The organism is Enterococcus sp. DJ147D b (genome assembly GCF_058216655.1).
Window position 1 is genome coordinate 1,532,112 of record NZ_CM177104.1, and the last position, 17,463, is coordinate 1,549,574.

The 17,463-nt window shown below is 35.6% G+C and carries 16 protein-coding genes and 1 pseudogene; 3 read left to right on the forward strand and 14 right to left on the reverse strand.

The genetic code is table 11. The annotated features are described in order from the left end of the window. Positions 1 to 5 precede the first annotated feature (5 nt). From AC4BD1_RS07250 to AC4BD1_RS07260, 3 genes and pseudogenes are all read right to left on the reverse strand, one after another. The gene (locus tag AC4BD1_RS07250; RefSeq protein WP_490485398.1) at positions 6 to 1,715 is read right to left on the reverse strand and encodes a TaqI-like C-terminal specificity domain-containing protein; all 1,710 of its coding nucleotides are present in this window, start codon (positions 1,713 to 1,715) and stop codon (positions 6 to 8) included. Between the two features lie 201 nt (positions 1,716 to 1,916). Continuing rightward, positions 1,917 to 2,105, reverse strand: a complete 189-nt coding sequence (gene ykzS, locus AC4BD1_RS07255; protein WP_206908663.1) for a protein YkzS — start codon at positions 2,103 to 2,105, stop codon at positions 1,917 to 1,919. Between the two features lie 17 nt (positions 2,106 to 2,122). Next, positions 2,123 to 2,387: pseudogene (locus AC4BD1_RS07260) on the reverse strand (hypothetical protein). Positions 2,388 to 2,550: 163 nt separating this feature from the next. On the opposite strand from AC4BD1_RS07260, the gene AC4BD1_RS07265 reads away from it, so the two are divergent. Beyond that, entirely contained in the window at positions 2,551 to 2,808 is a 258-nt protein-coding gene (locus AC4BD1_RS07265) for a glucose uptake protein (RefSeq protein ID WP_206908659.1), read from the forward strand. 188 nt (positions 2,809 to 2,996) lie between these two features. Here AC4BD1_RS07265 and AC4BD1_RS07270 read toward each other — a convergent pair whose 3' ends face one another. Both AC4BD1_RS07270 and AC4BD1_RS07275 read right to left on the reverse strand, forming a co-directional pair. Continuing rightward, positions 2,997 to 3,305, reverse strand: a complete 309-nt coding sequence (locus tag AC4BD1_RS07270) for a hypothetical protein (protein WP_490485399.1) — start codon at positions 3,303 to 3,305, stop codon at positions 2,997 to 2,999. An 18-nt stretch (positions 3,306 to 3,323) separates the two neighbouring features. Then, entirely contained in the window at positions 3,324 to 3,758 is a 435-nt protein-coding gene (locus AC4BD1_RS07275; protein ID WP_206908656.1) for a universal stress protein, read from the reverse strand. Between the two features lie 350 nt (positions 3,759 to 4,108). Between AC4BD1_RS07275 and apf the strand changes: the two genes are divergently transcribed. Next, positions 4,109 to 4,723, forward strand: coding sequence for an aggregation-promoting factor (gene apf, locus AC4BD1_RS07280; protein WP_490485400.1), 615 nt, complete (start codon positions 4,109 to 4,111; stop codon positions 4,721 to 4,723). 97 nt (positions 4,724 to 4,820) lie between these two features. On the opposite strand, the gene AC4BD1_RS07285 is transcribed toward apf, so the two are convergent. The 8 genes from AC4BD1_RS07285 to AC4BD1_RS07320 form a co-directional block, all read right to left on the reverse strand. Then, positions 4,821 to 5,066, reverse strand: a complete 246-nt coding sequence (locus AC4BD1_RS07285) for a GlsB/YeaQ/YmgE family stress response membrane protein (RefSeq protein WP_206910879.1) — start codon at positions 5,064 to 5,066, stop codon at positions 4,821 to 4,823. A gap of 44 nt (positions 5,067 to 5,110) precedes the next feature. Next, complete coding sequence (locus AC4BD1_RS07290; RefSeq protein WP_206910877.1) at positions 5,111 to 5,656, reverse strand: Asp23/Gls24 family envelope stress response protein; 546 nt, start codon at positions 5,654 to 5,656, stop codon at positions 5,111 to 5,113. Positions 5,657 to 5,668: 12 nt separating this feature from the next. Beyond that, positions 5,669 to 5,857, reverse strand: coding sequence for a DUF2273 domain-containing protein (locus AC4BD1_RS07295; protein ID WP_206899173.1), 189 nt, complete (start codon positions 5,855 to 5,857; stop codon positions 5,669 to 5,671). 11 nt (positions 5,858 to 5,868) lie between these two features. Continuing rightward, on the reverse strand, positions 5,869 to 6,429 hold the full coding sequence (gene amaP / locus AC4BD1_RS07300) for an alkaline shock response membrane anchor protein AmaP (RefSeq protein ID WP_206910875.1): 561 nt from the start codon (positions 6,427 to 6,429) through the stop codon (positions 5,869 to 5,871). A 277-nt stretch (positions 6,430 to 6,706) separates the two neighbouring features. Continuing rightward, positions 6,707 to 7,468: a formate/nitrite transporter family protein gene (locus AC4BD1_RS07305; RefSeq protein ID WP_206910873.1), complete on the reverse strand. Its 762-nt coding sequence runs from the start codon at positions 7,466 to 7,468 to the stop codon at positions 6,707 to 6,709. 169 nt (positions 7,469 to 7,637) lie between these two features. Continuing rightward, positions 7,638 to 13,376, reverse strand: coding sequence for a COG1470 family protein (locus tag AC4BD1_RS07310; RefSeq protein ID WP_490485401.1), 5,739 nt, complete (start codon positions 13,374 to 13,376; stop codon positions 7,638 to 7,640). 66 nt (positions 13,377 to 13,442) lie between these two features. Then, positions 13,443 to 13,952: a hypothetical protein gene (locus AC4BD1_RS07315; RefSeq protein ID WP_490466173.1), complete on the reverse strand. Its 510-nt coding sequence runs from the start codon at positions 13,950 to 13,952 to the stop codon at positions 13,443 to 13,445. A gap of 83 nt (positions 13,953 to 14,035) precedes the next feature. Further along, complete coding sequence (locus AC4BD1_RS07320; protein ID WP_490466174.1) at positions 14,036 to 14,656, reverse strand: hypothetical protein; 621 nt, start codon at positions 14,654 to 14,656, stop codon at positions 14,036 to 14,038. An 884-nt stretch (positions 14,657 to 15,540) separates the two neighbouring features. Between AC4BD1_RS07320 and AC4BD1_RS07325 the strand changes: the two genes are divergently transcribed. Then, positions 15,541 to 15,840, forward strand: coding sequence for a bacteriocin immunity protein (locus AC4BD1_RS07325; protein WP_490466175.1), 300 nt, complete (start codon positions 15,541 to 15,543; stop codon positions 15,838 to 15,840). Positions 15,841 to 15,911: 71 nt separating this feature from the next. Here the strand turns inward: AC4BD1_RS07325 and AC4BD1_RS07330 are convergent, their stop codons facing one another. Continuing rightward, positions 15,912 to 17,165 (reverse strand): LPXTG cell wall anchor domain-containing protein, encoded by a 1,254-nt coding sequence (locus AC4BD1_RS07330; protein ID WP_490466176.1) that lies wholly within the window; start codon positions 17,163 to 17,165, stop codon positions 15,912 to 15,914. Positions 17,166 to 17,463 lie beyond the last annotated feature (298 nt).

Sequence of the window (17,463 nt, forward strand, 5' to 3'; positions counted from 1 at the left end):
TTTTTTTACGCGAATGTTTTTTCAACTAACTGGATCTCTTTTGGTGTTAAATCGAACAACTGATAAATTACCTTATCAAGTTTTCTCAATATCATTGGATCTTGCTTTTCTAAATAGTTAGCTACAAGATCACTGATTTCATTATCCTGTTTCGTACTGATTTTAGGAAATGGTAGTTCTTCTAAGTTTCCTCGCAAAATTTTAATTTCCCCAAACAAACAAGTATAAATATATGCATAGAGTGTTGAATTCAAAAGAGCCATAATTGTTTTGATTGAAGCATTTTTCGTATTTGGAATTAAGATATTTGCACTATTTAAAAACAGTGAACCCTCTTTATCATAGGCAAATACAAGTTTTTTAGAAATAAATTTATAGACTAATTTTTCTTTTGCTCGATAGATTTCATCTTTTGCTACTTGCTGAAAATTTTCTCGATCATAACGTATAAATTTTTTAGGAGCTAATAATTGATACGCTGTAATTTCTTTTCCTGTATAAATTGGCTCCAAACCAGACGCCATGTTATTTTTCAATTTATTTTTGTTATCCCCTGTTACAATTCCTAAGGCCCATTCACTCTCTTTCAAATCAAAGTTTTTCTTTTCTTTTATTTTTTCAATCAAGTGATAATCTTCCACAGCTATTAAGTTGTAATTGTAATTTTCTGTTTGATAAAATGCGTCAATCAAGACTTTCCAAGAGCGCTCTCCACGATATACTTCGATCAAATCATGCTGTTTTCCCAGCTCTAGTTGAATGCTAATATACTTCGTTGTCACGCCTGCAAAAAGTTTGTCATAAACATGGATATTCTTGATTTCATAGTTATTTAAAACATAGAGTCTCAAATCTTTATGTGTTTTGACATTCAAAAATGACTCTGGCAATAAATAGATCAAACAACCATTTTTTTTGAGGAAATTTTTTGAATGGACAAGGAAATGAGAGAAAGTTTCTTTTGAATTGATTTCAGTATTCTTAAATCCTTTGGGCAATGCTCCCCAAGGAGGATTGGTAATGATATAGTCAAATTTATTTGCAAAATCAGAAAGCTGATCATTTAAAAAATCACGTACATATACTTGTGGCTCAAACTCTAAATTTTTAAATTTCAATAACAGATTGATTTTTGTGATAAAAACAGCGATTTCATCATTATCAAATCCTACTAATTGCCGTGGGTCTTCACAAGGAATACTCAACAAAAAAGAGCCACTTCCACAACAAGGATCTAGAATAGCCTTTTCTTTGAGATCAATTTTCTTGGTCATTTCCTCAACGACATTTTCAGGTGTATAATAGGACCCTTTTTTATTTTTTTCGCCTTCTACCAATAAACTCTGATAAGTGATTCCTAGAATATCTCGTTCATCATCTGGAATAGTGAGCTGAAAGGTTACCTCTGATAATTCGTTATTCCTTTTGAACTCATCTAAAACCTTCTTTACATGTTGATGTTTTAAGATTCCAGCATTTGATAATAACTCACAAGCTATTTGATAAACAACACTCGCTATCGTTAATTGCTCCGTCTTCATCATATCTACGATTTCTGATGAAAAATATTTATTTTTCGGACGTTGATAATACTCAACAGGAACAATGTACTTCTCAGATAAAGTTTTATTTGCACGAGACTTTAGTCTAGTATCTTTTTCAGTCGACAGCCTTTGCCAATTTCTGATTGTAGCCTTAGAGATCGATGTTTCCATATGATTCCCCCCACCATAATAGCCGTATTGTAACACGGACGATTGATTTTTTTACCAAAATGATTGCTAAATTAGGTATAGAATAAACGCTTTTAATTGAAAACTGCACACAAAAAGGCTAAATAATCTCGTTATAAATTTCATTTACAAGGATTATTTTCGCCTATTAAACACTTTTAGTCTAGCTTTTTTATCATTTTGTTAATATAAGCGTGTTGGATCATAGTGATAGGTAACATTTCCATTCAAAGAGGCTTTTCCAACCACATATTTGCGATCTTCCAACTTTAGCCAAGCATCACGAAAGGTCATTACCTCCTCACGTTTGACTTCAATTTTTTCAATTTCTCCAGCAATCAATGCTTGGATTTGTTCATCATATGGATTCATTCTTTCTTCCTCCATCATTAATACGTAGTAAAAATTGGTTCATAACTTTTTTTCGTATCCAAATCTTTTCTGACTTTCACCGTTGTGTAGATGATTTTTTCAACCGGAATACTATAAAATTCTTCTTCGCCATTATTAAAGCGATGAACCTCTTTTTTTACTTAAAATACCATTGATTTTATTCGTCAACACACGTTTTTCTACACTGTTACTGACAACATAATAAATCACTCGTATATTATTTACTAAATGTAAGTCAATTTCTAATATCACATGGTCCATGAAAATTTTCATCCTCTCTTTCAAGTTCGATTATATCAGGAATTTACGAGACAATCAAAATCAAAGAGCGAATTTATTGTGTGCTCTTCACAAATAAGCTTGCACCATTCAACTTGACATGTTATTTTGTAACATGGGCTTATTTTGATATAGGAGGCTTACCATGCTGATCTTGGGTCAACTATTCTTTTACATTCCATTTTTTACTATGGCTTTGATTACTTTCTATTATACCCGCTGGACGAGAAAAAAAGTCTCCGTGCTGATTGTTTCTCTCCCTAGCGCTTATTTCACTTACCAAATTTTTTCTATTCGCCATTGGGAGACGACTTCTTTGTTAAGCAAGTATGTCTTGGGGCTTACGATTTCAGTTATTTTGTTGATTGTGTGGTTGTTTATCCTGTACAATAAAAAAAATTAACGTTGTAACACGCAAAAATTTGCTTGTTGAACGTTCCTTTTAAATCTTGCCTGATTGCTTGACCAGCTAATTTTACTTAGCTGGTTTTTGTATGCAAAAAAACGTGAATTGTTTCTCACAACTCACGTTCTCACTTTTCTTTTATTACTTTTCTTCTATTAATATAGAAGAAAAGTGTATTTATTCATTCAATTCTGCTTTTTTTGCAGAAATTCTTCCAGTTCATCTAAAGCTTGCTGCGTATGAACGAAATCCTGACTATAAAGTGCAGCTAATCTCTCAGGTAGAATAAACCACGAGGGATGATAACCATTCGTAGTTAGCGGAAATCCTTTATCTAAACGATTATCTCCATCCCACCGAACAGCGATCGTTTTCTTGTCCTTCCATTTTACAAATGCTGTTGAGTAACCTTTTTTGGTCTTCGTTCCATCTTCAATAATCGACAAAACTTTTATTTTTTCTTTAGGAGCCGTTACATCTTGTGGTTGAACCATTTTACATACCCGCTTTCCTTATTTAACTACCAAAACATTACACGGCGCATGTGTCACTACAAAAGAAGTTGTCGATCCAACTAATGCTTGTTGAATCGCTCCTTTCCCTGTTGCCCCCATCACAATCAAATCAATCTGTTCTTTATTGGGAATAACTGTTCCGATCAGTTCGCGAGGGTCTCCGGTTTCAACCACTGCATGGATCGAATCAATCCCGTACTCCTTTGCATCGTTGATTTTTTTCAACATTTCTAATTCAATTGCTTCTTTTTCTTCTGCATAAATTTTTGAGAATGCGTACGCACTGTGTGTTAATTCAACTTCATTGATAATCGACACAATAGATAAACTTGCATGATTTTGTTTGGCAATTGATAGCGCTTCAGAAAAAGCTTTCTCTGATTGCTTCGATCCATCAACAGCAACTAAAATATTTTGGTAATTGATAGTCATTGAAACCGCCTCCCTTTTCTTTTATTGTATCATCACCCACTGGATTTCAAAAATATATGCACTATTTTCTCAAAAATTCCTTCAAAAACAAATTTTTTTTACTTTTTACGTACAAAAACCAGAACATACTTTCTCATTTTTCTCTCCCGAAAAGTATTGCTGTGGTTGCTTTATGTGCTTTTTTTCATTTTACCCACATTTTTTGATAATATTTTTGTTACAAAAAACCCAACTCTGTTACAAAGTGTCATCAATCTTTTACCTATGAAATCTTTTCACATGATAAAGTATGTCCATGTTGAAAAACACTTAACAAAAACTTTTATGATTCGAAGGAGAATATATATTATATGAAATCACTTAAAACTGTACTATTAGGAACAACTCTGGCTGCCGGCGCTGCATTATTTATGGGAACAACGACACGCGCAGACGAAGCGTACACTGTTCAATCAGGCGATTCATTATCAACTATTTCACAAAAATATGTTGGCGATAACTCCTTGATTAACCAAATTGCTCAATCAAATTCAATTTCAGATATCAATCTGATTTTTGCAGGTCAAACTTTAACTATCCCAACTGCTGAGCAAGCAGCAACAACTTATGTTGCCCCTCAAACAGAAGCAGTTCAAGCCGAACCTGTTCAACAAGAAACAACTAAAGAAGTAGCTCAAGCTCCTGTTCAAGAAACAGTTCAAGCAACTCCAGCAGTTGAAACATCTACAGAAGCAGTCGCTACTACTTCTAACTCTGCAAAAGAATGGATCGCACAACGTGAATCAAGCGGTTCTTACACAGCAACGAACGGTCGCTACATCGGACGTTACCAATTAGATTCATCTTACTTAAACGGTGACTACTCTGCTGCCAATCAAGAACGTGTAGCAGACGCTTATGTGTCTTCACGCTATGGTTCTTGGGAAGCTGCTCAATCATTCTGGTTAGCAAACGGTTGGTACTAAGATAAAACTTAGCTAGCTCAATTAAAAAAAGGTCTGGAAGAATTCTTCCAGACCTTTTTTTGTCCAATTACATTAGAAATATAGACTCCAATCAAACTTAATCCATTTTACGGACAAAGAATGATACGATTAGCACTAAAATCACTGCACCAACAATTGACGGAATGATTGCCATTCCTGCCAAACTTGGTCCCCAGCTTCCTAGTAACCATTGTCCCAATGCGGAACCAACTAACCCTGCAGCAATGTTAGCAATAATGCCCATTGAAGAACCTTTCTTCGTAATTGCACCTGCCACAGCTCCGATGATACCACCAATAATTAATGACCAAATAAAGCCCATGTCACTCACTCCTTTTTAATTTTTACAAATTTTAAATGATATTATTATTCCACACGAGGTTCAGTGTTTTCTTTCACACGTTGTGTACCTTTATCAACTGCTTTTTTCGCTTTAGATGTTTGTTTTGAAGCAAACTCGCCTGTTGATTTTGCTGCATCTGTTACTTTATCTTGAACTGTTTCGCTTTCTTTTGCGTATTCTTCACGTGTTTTGATATCAACGACATTCACATTGACTTCAATCACGTCTAAGTGAGTCATATTCTTCACTTCACGTCCAATTAGTTCTTTCATTTGTTTGTAAATTTCTTCGATGTCTTTGCCATATTCAACAACAACATCCATATCAACTGCTACTTGTTTTTTACCCACTTCAGTGTCGATACCTGCTGTTACGTTGTCTGTATTGACTAATTTTTCAGCAATATTTGAGAAAAATCCACCATCGACAGTTAGCAATCCATCAACATCTTCTAAAGCAATTCCGATAATCTTTTGGATTACTTTGTCTTCAAAAGTTAGTTCACCATTCATTTGATCAGTTCCTTTGTTGTTTGGTTGTTTTACAGGTTTAAATTCGTTGTTTTCCATTCTCTATTCCTCCTAAAATTTAAAATAATCATCTAAAAGATGTGTTTCTTTAAGATAAAGACCAATTGCGACACCAATTGCAGTTAGAATCAAAATGAGTAAGGTTTTGAAAAATCCTACCGTTAACCACAAAATCGCTAAAATTAGCCCAAGACCCCCAAAGATAATAGGGAGCTTGTATGTTGAAAAGAATTGATTCATTTTTTGCCCTCCTACTCTACTCGAGAGTGCTTGTTTTCTTTTGTTGTTTTTTGAAATTGCTGATAAGCGACTGTCACTTGAACAGGTTCATTTACTCCCAACAAACGTTTGACTTCTGCTTCGATTTCTTTCATCAACTGATCCGTTTGGCCAATTAAAGAAGAAGTTCGTTTCAGCTCACCCTTAACTTTGATCTTGATTCGATTTTTTGTTGCGCGAACCACAATTCTAGGGGAATGAATAAATTCTTCTGCCCGTAATTTCGTTCGAACTAATCCCTCAATCGCTTTTTTATCTACAGCTAATGTTCCATGTTCACGCTTCAAGACAAAAGTCGTCTTGGTTTTTGGATAAAAAAGGATGAATAGAATAAGTATGGCAATAAGAATACTAAATACCACGGCTACCCAAAAGATATATTGTTGAAAATAAAAGTTAGTTGCAACAAAATATCGGATTTCTTCTAAAAACCTTGGTAACTGATACACTGAATAGAGCAATGCAGCCGTTAATGAGACCGAAAGGATGACCAAACTTCCAATGATTCCAATCACTTTAACCCCTTTATTCATTTTCCACCTCCTAAAACTTTTTAAACAACGGCAATTTGCCAATCATTTATTAGATAAGATAGATCAATTAAGAGAGTAAAAAAACAAAAACATGACAATTCACTCATAATTGAAGCGCTGTTTTGTTATACTTTTCTAATCTATCTTAATTCCAGACTATTACTTTCTGTTTTTTTTTGCAACAATTATGCTTATTAAAAAAAACAAATAGTCAAACAAAAATAAACCGTCCATTTATAAATGGACGGTTTATTGAAAGGTTTTTCTCTTACTTTTCTTAGTGACCTTTATAACTTAAATAATAGAAACCTGAAACAAATATGCCTCCGCCTACAATGTTTCCTAAGTAGACTAGTATGAAATTCCTAAAAAATTCTGTCCAACTTAATGAACCCTCGAAAATAGCTGCAGGAATAACAAATGCATTTGCCACACTATGCTGAAAACCAATCGCAACAAAAATCATTACGGGAAACCAAATACCTAAAATTTTCCCAGCAGCATCTTTCGCACCATAACACAACCATAAAGCTAGTCCAACAAACCAGTTACAACCAATTCCAGAAATAACTGCTTGTACCCAAGAAACGTTTACTTTGTGTTCGGCTAACGAAAGTACCTGGTTTAAATACACGCCACTATGAGTCAAACCTAAAACATGACCAAACGCAAATGCGACAAACAAGGCTCCCACTAGGTTGGCTAATGTGATTGTTAACCAATTGATAACAAGTTCTTTAAAAGAAACTTTCTTCGCCATCCAAGCTGTACTCACAGCCATCATGTTTCCTGTAATCAATTCTCCACCGGCTAATAAAATCACGATTAAGCCGATTGGGAAAACAGATGCGCCAACTAATGCCTGAACGCTAGCCAAGTCTGCAGGGATTGAAGCTGATACTCGAATATATGCTAGATAACCTAAAGAAATCATCGCGCCTCCAATGAAACCCAGAATACATTTGGCTACCCAAGTCTTTTCAATTTTTTTTTGACCATTCTCTATACTGATTGCTAAAATTTCACTTGGTGAATACACAAAAACCTCTCCTTTAATTTTTCTTTTCCTTTTACTACTTTACAGTTAAATCAACCGTTTTCAATAGTTTTGTACATTTTTTCACTAATTCCTCATTTCCGTGAAATTCTCTTCATTATGAAACAAAAAAAGGTAGCTATGATCTAAAATCGTAGCCACCTTTTTCATATTATTTTATAGATTTGAATCTTAACCTCAGTGTTGAAGAAGATTGTGATACTTCCGTTTGTTGATTCACAGAACCATTAAATGAAAGTTGCTTGATTTCTCTTGAATCGAGCGTTAACAAAGATTGAATTTGATTAAAACCTTGTTCATTTTCATATAACCTAACGGACTGATTGCCAGAAGTTATATTTAATAATAGGTTTTTCCCTTCCAGTTTTTGATCTGGTGTAAATTGATCGACCAATACTTCAACTGGTGTTGTCGAATTATTCTCCATTTTATAAACTGGAGAAATAATTTTTTTATCCTCTGAACCAAAATTCATTTTAGTTGGAATAGTTATATCTATCTCTGATGCATCCACTTCAGTAACTAAACTACCTGGTACATCGACTGTTGCTTCAGGGATTTCTTGTTCGGCTGTACTCTCATTGATTGCTTTACCAGTTACTTTCACTACTGGATTTTGATTTAGTGCTTGATCGGTCACTTTAACCATTAATTGATGAGTAAAAGTTTCACCCGCTGCTAATTCAGTTAAAGGAATTGTTTGCTCAGAACGCGTTACAGCTTCTAGTCCTTCCGGTAACTCAACAGATAAGTTTCCAGTCTTCAATATGCCGATAGGACTATCATTTGTTAGCGTATATGAATAAAGCAACTCATCACCAACTTTGGTTTCTTCTTCTGTCCTAGACAGATTTGTAACTGACAAGTTCGTTGTTAAGGTCAAGTTTGGTGCTTTGACCAGAAACGATACTGGATATTGATATTCAAAAGTACCACCGCTTTTTAATGTTTCTGAGACAGTAATAATCGATGTGCTTCCACCTACTTTTGACGTATCTGGATACATTGAAAATCCTTTGACTTGAATATTGTCATAATTTTCGGTTGAAAGAAACTCATTTACTCGTTTATCTAGTTCCTCCTCCGTTGTCCCTTGTTCGATTTCTTGAAGTTCTGTTGTCAAACGATTGATGTTCATCAAAGAGTAGCCGTTTGATGTCAATTCATAAAGCGCATCATCGTAACCCTCTGATTCTTTGACAAGAGCTTCATTTCGACTGATATACGTCTCAGTACCATTACAGTTCCAGCTAGGAGAATCTCTATGATAAGCAGAAACGATAAGGACATCCCCATAAGAGTAGTTCTGATTAGCAATCAAACTATTCCAAGTTTTCGTTAACTCCTCAGGTTTCTGGTAAACAGTATCCGTCTTTAGTACAGTAAGTTGATGTGCTAACGACCCACGGTAAATATTGACTAATGGGCGTAGACTTAATCTGTCTTTTGTTGGTCCCGGGGTTGCAACTAATTTCGGTGTACTTTTATCGGCTAATAAGCTGACTGCAATCGTTGGATCAGTTCCCATCACGATACTGTTACCATAAAGCACTTTGTAGTCAATGGTTACATCCACTGATTTGTTGAAAGTTGGACTTTTAACACGCACCACAGCTTGGTGTGCTCCCACTGTCGAAGCGTTAATCGGCTCACCGACCCACTCAAAAGTCAACTTACCTTCATCTTCTGGGGTAGAAGTAACTGTGACATATTCCTTTGCCTCATTTGACAATGTTGTACCTAAAGGAATATCCATTATTTGTTTTGCAGAAACATTTAAATCATTCAAAACATTGAAAGTGACTTGATATTCATAAGTATGTGTTTGACCGTCAATTGTTTCTTCTACCAATACTTTTCCTTGCGCCATTCCAGCTTTGGAACGATCTGGATATTGCGAGATTTTAGAAACTTTCAAATTATTACCACTTAACCCTAGAAAATCAATCATATCCTCTTTTTTCTGATCCAGTTCTGCATCCGTAGTACTAGTGAAAATCGTCATTTCATTCGTTTTCAATTGATTCAACCGATAAGGAACGAAGCCATCTGCGGTTACTGCAAAGTACGTAATCCCTTCATTTTGGGTTGAATATGTGATCGCTTTTTCATCTTTAAAATATGAGTTGCGCCATTGTTCTTCGTGCCAAATTTTGACAACATCGCCTAATTGAACAGATTGTTCTCCACTCGTTCCAAAATTCTCTACAACTTCTTTGGTTGTATCAGTACCATTTGTTTCTTTATAGTAAGTACTGCTAAGCTGTTCAATGTTCCCAGTGCCTCTCAACAAAGTGATTGAATGATAGGGAGTATCACCAAAAAAGTAATGAACTCCACTAGGAGAATAATTTTTATCTTGACCGTAATTCACACGAATAGAATAGGAACCACCAACATTTTTTAAAGTATATGCACCACTTGTACCACTAACATAACCACGAAGCTGAATCGTGTGTCCCCAAGACATTTTGACTGGTACTTGTAAATAGGTCACCGCACCATTTGACTTACGGGTGATTTCCACACCAATTTTATCCGTAACCGTCATATTATCGAAGCTAGGAACTGAGGTAATCTCCGCCGTGTAATCAGAAGAATCGATTGCCGATCCATCTTCGAGACGTACATTGGTAACCATCTTCGAGACGTCAGGTATCTCTCCTGACCATGTTCCGAGCTCGATCGTTTGTTCCACCACATCTGCCTTGATTTGCCGATCATCCGTAACTTTGAAAGGCACCTCATATTCATAAGTATATGTGTGGCCGTCAATTGTTTCTTCTACTAACACTTTTCCTTTTGCCGTTCCTACTTTTGATCGATCAGGATACTCAGTGATCTTAGAAACTTTCAACCCGTTTCCACTCATGCCTTTAAAATCAATCATATCATTTGCTTGTTTATCCAATTCTTCATCTGACATCGTGGTTTGAATCGTCATCTCTTTTGGTTCCAACTGATTTAAGCGATACGGCTCAAACCCCTTTTCAGTGACGGCAAAGTAAGCAACTGCTTCATCTTTTGGTAAATACTTGGTTTCTGTTTCATTTTTGACGTAGGTATTTCGCCACTGTTCCTTATGCCAAATTTTGACAACATCACCAATTTGAACTAGCTGTTGGCTATTTGTTCCAAAACTATTGACAACTTGATCAGCGGACACGTCCCCCTTAAATTCCTGATAATAGGTACCCGTCAACTGGTCGATTCTGCCTGATCCTCTCAGCAAAGTGATCGACTGATAAGGTGTCCCGCTGAAATAACTATGTATTCCAGATGTTCTATAATTTTTATTTTCTCCATAACTTGAACGTATATAATAGGAATTCCCTATTTTGTGTAACGTATAGGCGCCTGTCGTACTATTATTTTCTCCACGAAGCTGGATCGTATTTCCCCAAGACATTTTGACTGGCACTTGGATTTTGGTAACCGCTTTTGTCGTATTTCTTGTTAGTTCGACTTCGATTTTATCGGTTAATGCCAAATTATCAAGATTAGGCGCCCAAGATATTTTAACTGTATATTCGCTTGGATCTAGGGTGGTCCCGTCATCTAATCGAACATTGGTAACCATTTTATCTGCAGCTAGCTCCCCTGTCCAGGTTCCTAAGTCAATTGTTTGTTCCACTGGATCTGCCCAAATTTGTCGATCATCCTTCACATTAAATGTTACTTCATATTCATAAGTATGTGTTACATTTGAAATCGTTTCTTCTACGAGGACTTTTCCTTTTGACGTTCCTGTTTTGGACCGATCTGGATACTCAGTAATCTTAGAAACTTTCAATCCATTTCCACTCATCCCAAGAAAATCAATCAAATTACCTGCTTGTTTATCTAACTCTGCATTGGTGGTTGTGGTCGTAATTGTCGTTTCTTTTGGTTTCAATAGGTTTAAGCGATATGGGATGAAACCATCAGATGTTACTGCAAAATAGACATTTCCTTCATCCATGTCTGAATACCTAACACTGCTTCCATTCCTAGTGTAAGAATTTCTCCACTGTTCCTTATGCCATATTTGGACGACATCGCCAAGTTGAACTTCTTGTTGTGCGTTAAAACTATTTACTACCTCATTCGTAGTGACTTCTCCATTGAATCCTTTATAGTACGTGCTATTTAGTTGATCGATTCTTCCCGTCCCTCTTAGTAACGTGATTGACTGATAGGTCATTCCTTTACGATACTCATGAATACCAGTACTTCTATAATTTTTATTTTCTCCATAGCTGGAACGAATATAGTATGTATTTTCTATTTTATGAAGTGTGTATGCACCACTTGTACCATTGTCATACCCGCGAAGCTGAATGGTATTTCCCCACGACATTTTGACTGGCACGTTTACTGTACTTACCACACCTGTTGACTTACGTGTTAACTCTACTACGATCTTTTCAGTAATAGCCATGTTATCAAATGTAGGCCTCGATACAATCTGCGCTGTGTACTCAGAAGCATTGAGGGGGGTACCATCTTCTAAACGTACGTTTGTAATCATCTTTGAAATATCTGGTATTTCGCTTAAGAATAATCCAGCTCCAAGTACTATCGTTTGTTCTAGTGGATCTGCCCAAATCTGTCGTTTATCTGTCAGGTCAATAGACAAATTTGTAGTAACAGATGTAATATTTTCCAGGGGTAGCGCACTATAAAATGAATAACCATCACGCATCAGCATCTTCTCCCCACTCGCATCATGCTGTGAAGTAATACTTATTGAGTGATTTCCACCAACATTCCCGTTTTTTATGCGTTTCATTTGATAGGTTATATTTGTCCCCGTACTACCGACTTTTTCTAACTGAATATATGGAGTGGCAGTTGAATCAAGTGTTAACTGAAATTTATCAGGATCAACGATATATTTTCCTGCCATACTTGCATTATTGTAAGTGACACCATTTCCCTCAACCAATCCATTAATATTAAATGTGACAGAATCGCCAACATTCTGTCCCAATTTATTACAGTTTGACTCGATTTGTTTCACTGCTTCGTTAGCAATTTTGTTATGACCGCTTTCCTTCCACTTCTGATAGAGATCGTTATATGCACTAGGTATTCCAGCAGGCGCGACATTTGTCTGTTCTACCCAAACAGGATCATCATCATAATAAGTCAATGTGAGGGTCTTTGATTTACCATTTGGATACCAGTTAATATCCCAAACATACTCTGTTTCAGTCATTTCGACCTGAAAATAGTATCGAATTTGTGCAGAAACAGTAGATATAGTAGATGGATAATTACGTGTCACAGTGTTGGTAAAAGTAGTCGTTCCATTTCCTGGCTGAACTTTTACTTCAAATGAAGTAGCTGATGAATTATTACGTACCACAGATGCATTAACTGCTAGTAACTTGGTTTTATATTCCCATTTATATCGACCACTTTCTGCGGTAGTTGTTGGTGCAAACCCACTTCCTATAGCAAAGGATTCCGAAACTTGTGCTCCAGCATAATTTCCCAGCCGTTGTGTTGATGCTGCTTGACGACGAGCAATTTCATTCTGAAAAGCTTTAACGGCTTTGCTCAGTTGCTCTTTTTGTGTTTCATTGAAATCTGTTATAGCAGCCGGTTTTTTCTTACTCGTTGTCGTTGCTTCATCCGTTACTTCAGAAGTTGTTGCTATTTTTGAAGAAACAGATTCCTCTGCAGAACTTTTTTGCGTAGCAGATACTTGCTCCTGACTTGTCGCTATTGTCGAGTCCGTTGTCGATGGTTCTGTTGATGAAGCTTCTGTCTTTGATGTTTCAGCGGTTGTCTGCTCTTCTTGTGCCCATACAATTTGATTACTAATACTCACCAAATGAGTAATTTCTGAAAGTAGCAATGCTACTAACATCAGCCAGATGATCATCTTTTGTCTATTCTTCATTCTTGTTTCATCCTTTTTTGTTCAGCCCTTCTCCACCGTCCTCCATACATATCAACGCCTCCTTTATTAACTAACATATAAAACACCGTCGATTGTCGATTGATTGATTTCCTTTTCCTCATCATAGATCGTATAAACAATCGTTACTTCATGACTACCTTCGGACAGATCTTTTGCTAGCTTGGCTTCCATTAATTGTCGATTTGCAGGTATCAGTCCAGATTTGTAAACCTGTTCATTTCCTTCTTTCAGCAAATAGGCTACTTGGATGCTGTAAGCATTCGTCGGTTTGTTTTTCACCGCGATTTGAGCAACATTCGTTTCCTTTGAAACTGCGATCTCATGTTTCAAATTGATATTAAAATTGTCTTTGTCGACTTCTGTTTGCATGAACTTTAGCATTTCTTCATCTGTCATTTTTTCTAAATTTTGTTCAACGTCTGGCAATCCGCTGATAACTTTCGGTGTTTCTCTGAAAAAGTAAAATGAAAAAAATGCGCCTAATGCAACAAGTAACAATAGTAATAAAATCAATAATCGTCTTTTTTTCTTCTTATTTTCTTTTTGTTCCACCATTTTTGATATCCCCCTATGTCAAAACCCAGAAAAGGAGAAAGATTAGTCAATCTCCCTCCTTTACTTCAAAGCTCTTTATTTGCTTATTTTATTGCTGTAAAGTGTAGAGACATGTCATATGTAGGTCTCAATGCTGCCGCTGCGTCTCCCGTTGGAAAAGCACTTTGATCAATGTTTCCTGTGAATTCAAAGTTTTTCGTTGATGTTTTAGGAACAGTTACCAGCTTTGTTCTTGCATTAAGCATTTGGCCTGCTTTTGTTTGTAAAGAAACTGCTGCTTCACCTGTTGCTACAACTGATAAATCTTGTTTTATATCAACGGCATTTTTTGAACTAAATTTTTCAACAGAAACTTTTACATCATTTGATGTTGAGTTATTTGTTAATTTATATGTCGGTGAAATAATTGCTGATGTTGGCTTTCCAGCATCATCTACACTATTAGCATATAAAACGGTCGTTGGAATTGTGATGTCGATGACTGTTGGATCTTCTGGATCAGTTGGATCTGGAGATTCTGGATTTGATGAATCCCATGCACCAATCCAACCATTAACCGCTACATTCCCAGCATCTTGACCCTTGATCGTTTGTCCGCCAGCTTCATTTGGATCTGTTTCTCCTGCTTCCCATGCACTTGCCGTAATTGGAGCCAAAACAACTCCACCTAAAATTAAGGTACTAACTAATAATTTTTTTACCATTTTTATATCTCCCTTTTTTATTTTTTTCAATAAAACTATTTTTTAAATGAATACTTCCAAGCCAAATTCAGATAAGGTAAAACACTTTACTTCTAGTCTTACCTACACGAGGGTTACCTAAATTTGCTTATGCACTCATTATAAAAAAAGTATTATTTTCAAACATAATGTTTGGTTCCAAAGAAATTTGTCTTTTTTGCGTAGTATGCCTTGGAACACAAATTATACTAGCAAACGAACACAAATAAATTCCAATCAAATTTTACCTAGACATAGGAATACAATTCATCGGAAAAATTTCCACTTAGTTTTAAGTCATATTTTGTTTTTAAAACTAAACATACTAATTTATTGCTCGTTTTTCTAATAAACAAATATTTTCTCTAATAAAAAACATAAGTTATAAATATGTATTTTTGAAACGGCTGATTCTAAAAACAGTAATGTCACTGCATAAAAAATCAAATACTATATGTTCGCGTTTTCACTACGCAATATTAAAATAACTTAAAAAATACAAAATGTCAATAGAAACTCTTTTTATATCTATTATTTTACGATACTAAAATAATAGGTATTAGTTAAAAACAAAAAATATATTTACTAAAAAATAAAAAATGTGTTTGAAAAACAACTTTAAATAAAACAACTACAGACTCCGCGATAAAATGAAATTAAGATTAAAAAATCACACGTCACCACTAATAAAAACACAAAAAACTATTATTTGATTTTTAACTAGTGTTTTTTTATCATTTGTTTTGCGAGGATAGCTCTTATGCAGCAGAACAGCAAAAATGGAAGAATCTATTCCTTTTAGTTAAGGATTTTTCTTTTGAGTTCCTTAGGTAAAAGTGCTACGCTACTCACAAGGAGATGGTTCAATGTCTGAAAAAAAAATCATGCTCATGATGGATCAATTAAGTTCTGCTTATTCAGATGAAGAAGTTGCCAAGATGCCAAAAATCAAAGAAATGATTTTTAATGCTGCACAAGAATTAGAAAGAACGGAAAACACGAAACTAGTAGCTACAAAGCTTTGCCACGCAATCACGCTTAGTTGCCTTGAAAATAAGCAACAACTTCCAGAAGCAGTTCTCAAACTATATTATCAACTAAAACATGATGCAGAAATTTATCAAGGTACTGCTGTTGCCGCCATGCTACTTCCGCTCTGGTTTTAATCAAAACAAAACAGTCTGAGATAAAATTATCTCAGACTGTTTTCATAATTTGCTTTCAACGGATCGAAATTTTATTGATCCGTTTTTTTATTTTTACGATACCAGAATGTAAGTAAGACAAGCGTAATCGTACCAACTCCCGCCCATGCAATCAAGGGTTTAGACGCATCATTCGTTTTAGGAAGTTTTTTTTCGGACTCTTCAAAACTGTCATTTGTTGAATCAGACGAATGACTCGTGTTAACTACCAAACGAGTTCCTTTTTCGACCGAACTATTTGTATCAGAAACTCCCTTGTTGCTACTTGAGAATGACGGAGTGTTACTTCTATCTGTCGTGCTAGTACTTGTTGTATCTGTAGTACTGCTTGAATCTGTCGCGCTCGTGCTTGTTGTATCTGTGGTACTACTTGAATCTGTGCTATTTCTTGTTGTATCTGATGTACTACTTGCGTCTGTTGTGCTCGTACTTGTTGTATCTGTGGTACTACTTGAATCTGTCGCGCTCGTGCTTGTTGTATCTGTGGTACTACTTGAATCTGTGCTATTTCTTGTTGTATCTGATGTACTACTTGCGTCTGTTGTGCTCGTACTTGTTGTATCTGTGGTACTGCTTGAATCTGTCGTGCTAGTGCTTGTTGTATCTGTGGTATTGCTTGAGTCTGTTGTGCTCGTACTTGTTGTATCTGTGGTACTGCTTGAGTCTGTCGTGCTAGTGCTTGTTGTATCTGTAGTACTACTTGAGTCTGTCGTGCTCGTGCTTGTTGTATCTGTGGTACTGCTTGAGTCTGTCGTGCTCGTGCTTGTTGTATCTGTAGTACTGCTTGAGTCTGAGTTTTCTTCAGCCAAAATCATTTCAGTTTGAGCGTATGGGGTTAAGTGATTGCTGTCGCCTTCCACCCCGTCTTTAATTTTAATAGTAAATAAACATGGCTTGTTAGAATAAGCGTTTAACGTTACGGAAAAACTACATACGCCACTATTTCCATCGATTTTTAAGTCATCATGATCATTAATTGTCAGATTAGGATCTACATTTTCAAAAGCAACTATTGCTTGTTCGATTGCTTCCTGATCACCAGAAAAGCTAACAGATGTGTTAATATTGATTGTTTCCCCCACAGCTAATTTTTTTACACCGGAATTATAGTCTGAAAACTCTCCAGTAAACTTGATGTTATTGACATTCCCGTATGTTGACTGTGTCCAACTAGAAACTTGACTATTCGCCATTTCTGATTGGTTTGGTTGATAGAAAATTTCCCCGAGATTTACTAATGGACTGATTAATAATGATGATGCAAAGAATAAACTACTTATTTTCATATACAAAACCTCTTTTCTTTTCTATTCTGCTCTCAACAGTATCGATATCAGCAAAAGGTTTCAAGGTATAGACAATTATTCTAATCGATTATTTACGATAATGTGAAATTCTTTTTTTTATCTCATATTCCCTCTCATATAACGTTTTCGTGTCTTTTTTATAAAATAACTAACGAAAGAATTCGATTAATTGGCTAATTTCTTATAAATTTTTCACCTACAAAATAAGCTAGAATTCCATTTCATTTGTTTCTTAAAAAAATTCTCAATAACATGACTCGGTGCCTAATTTGCTGTT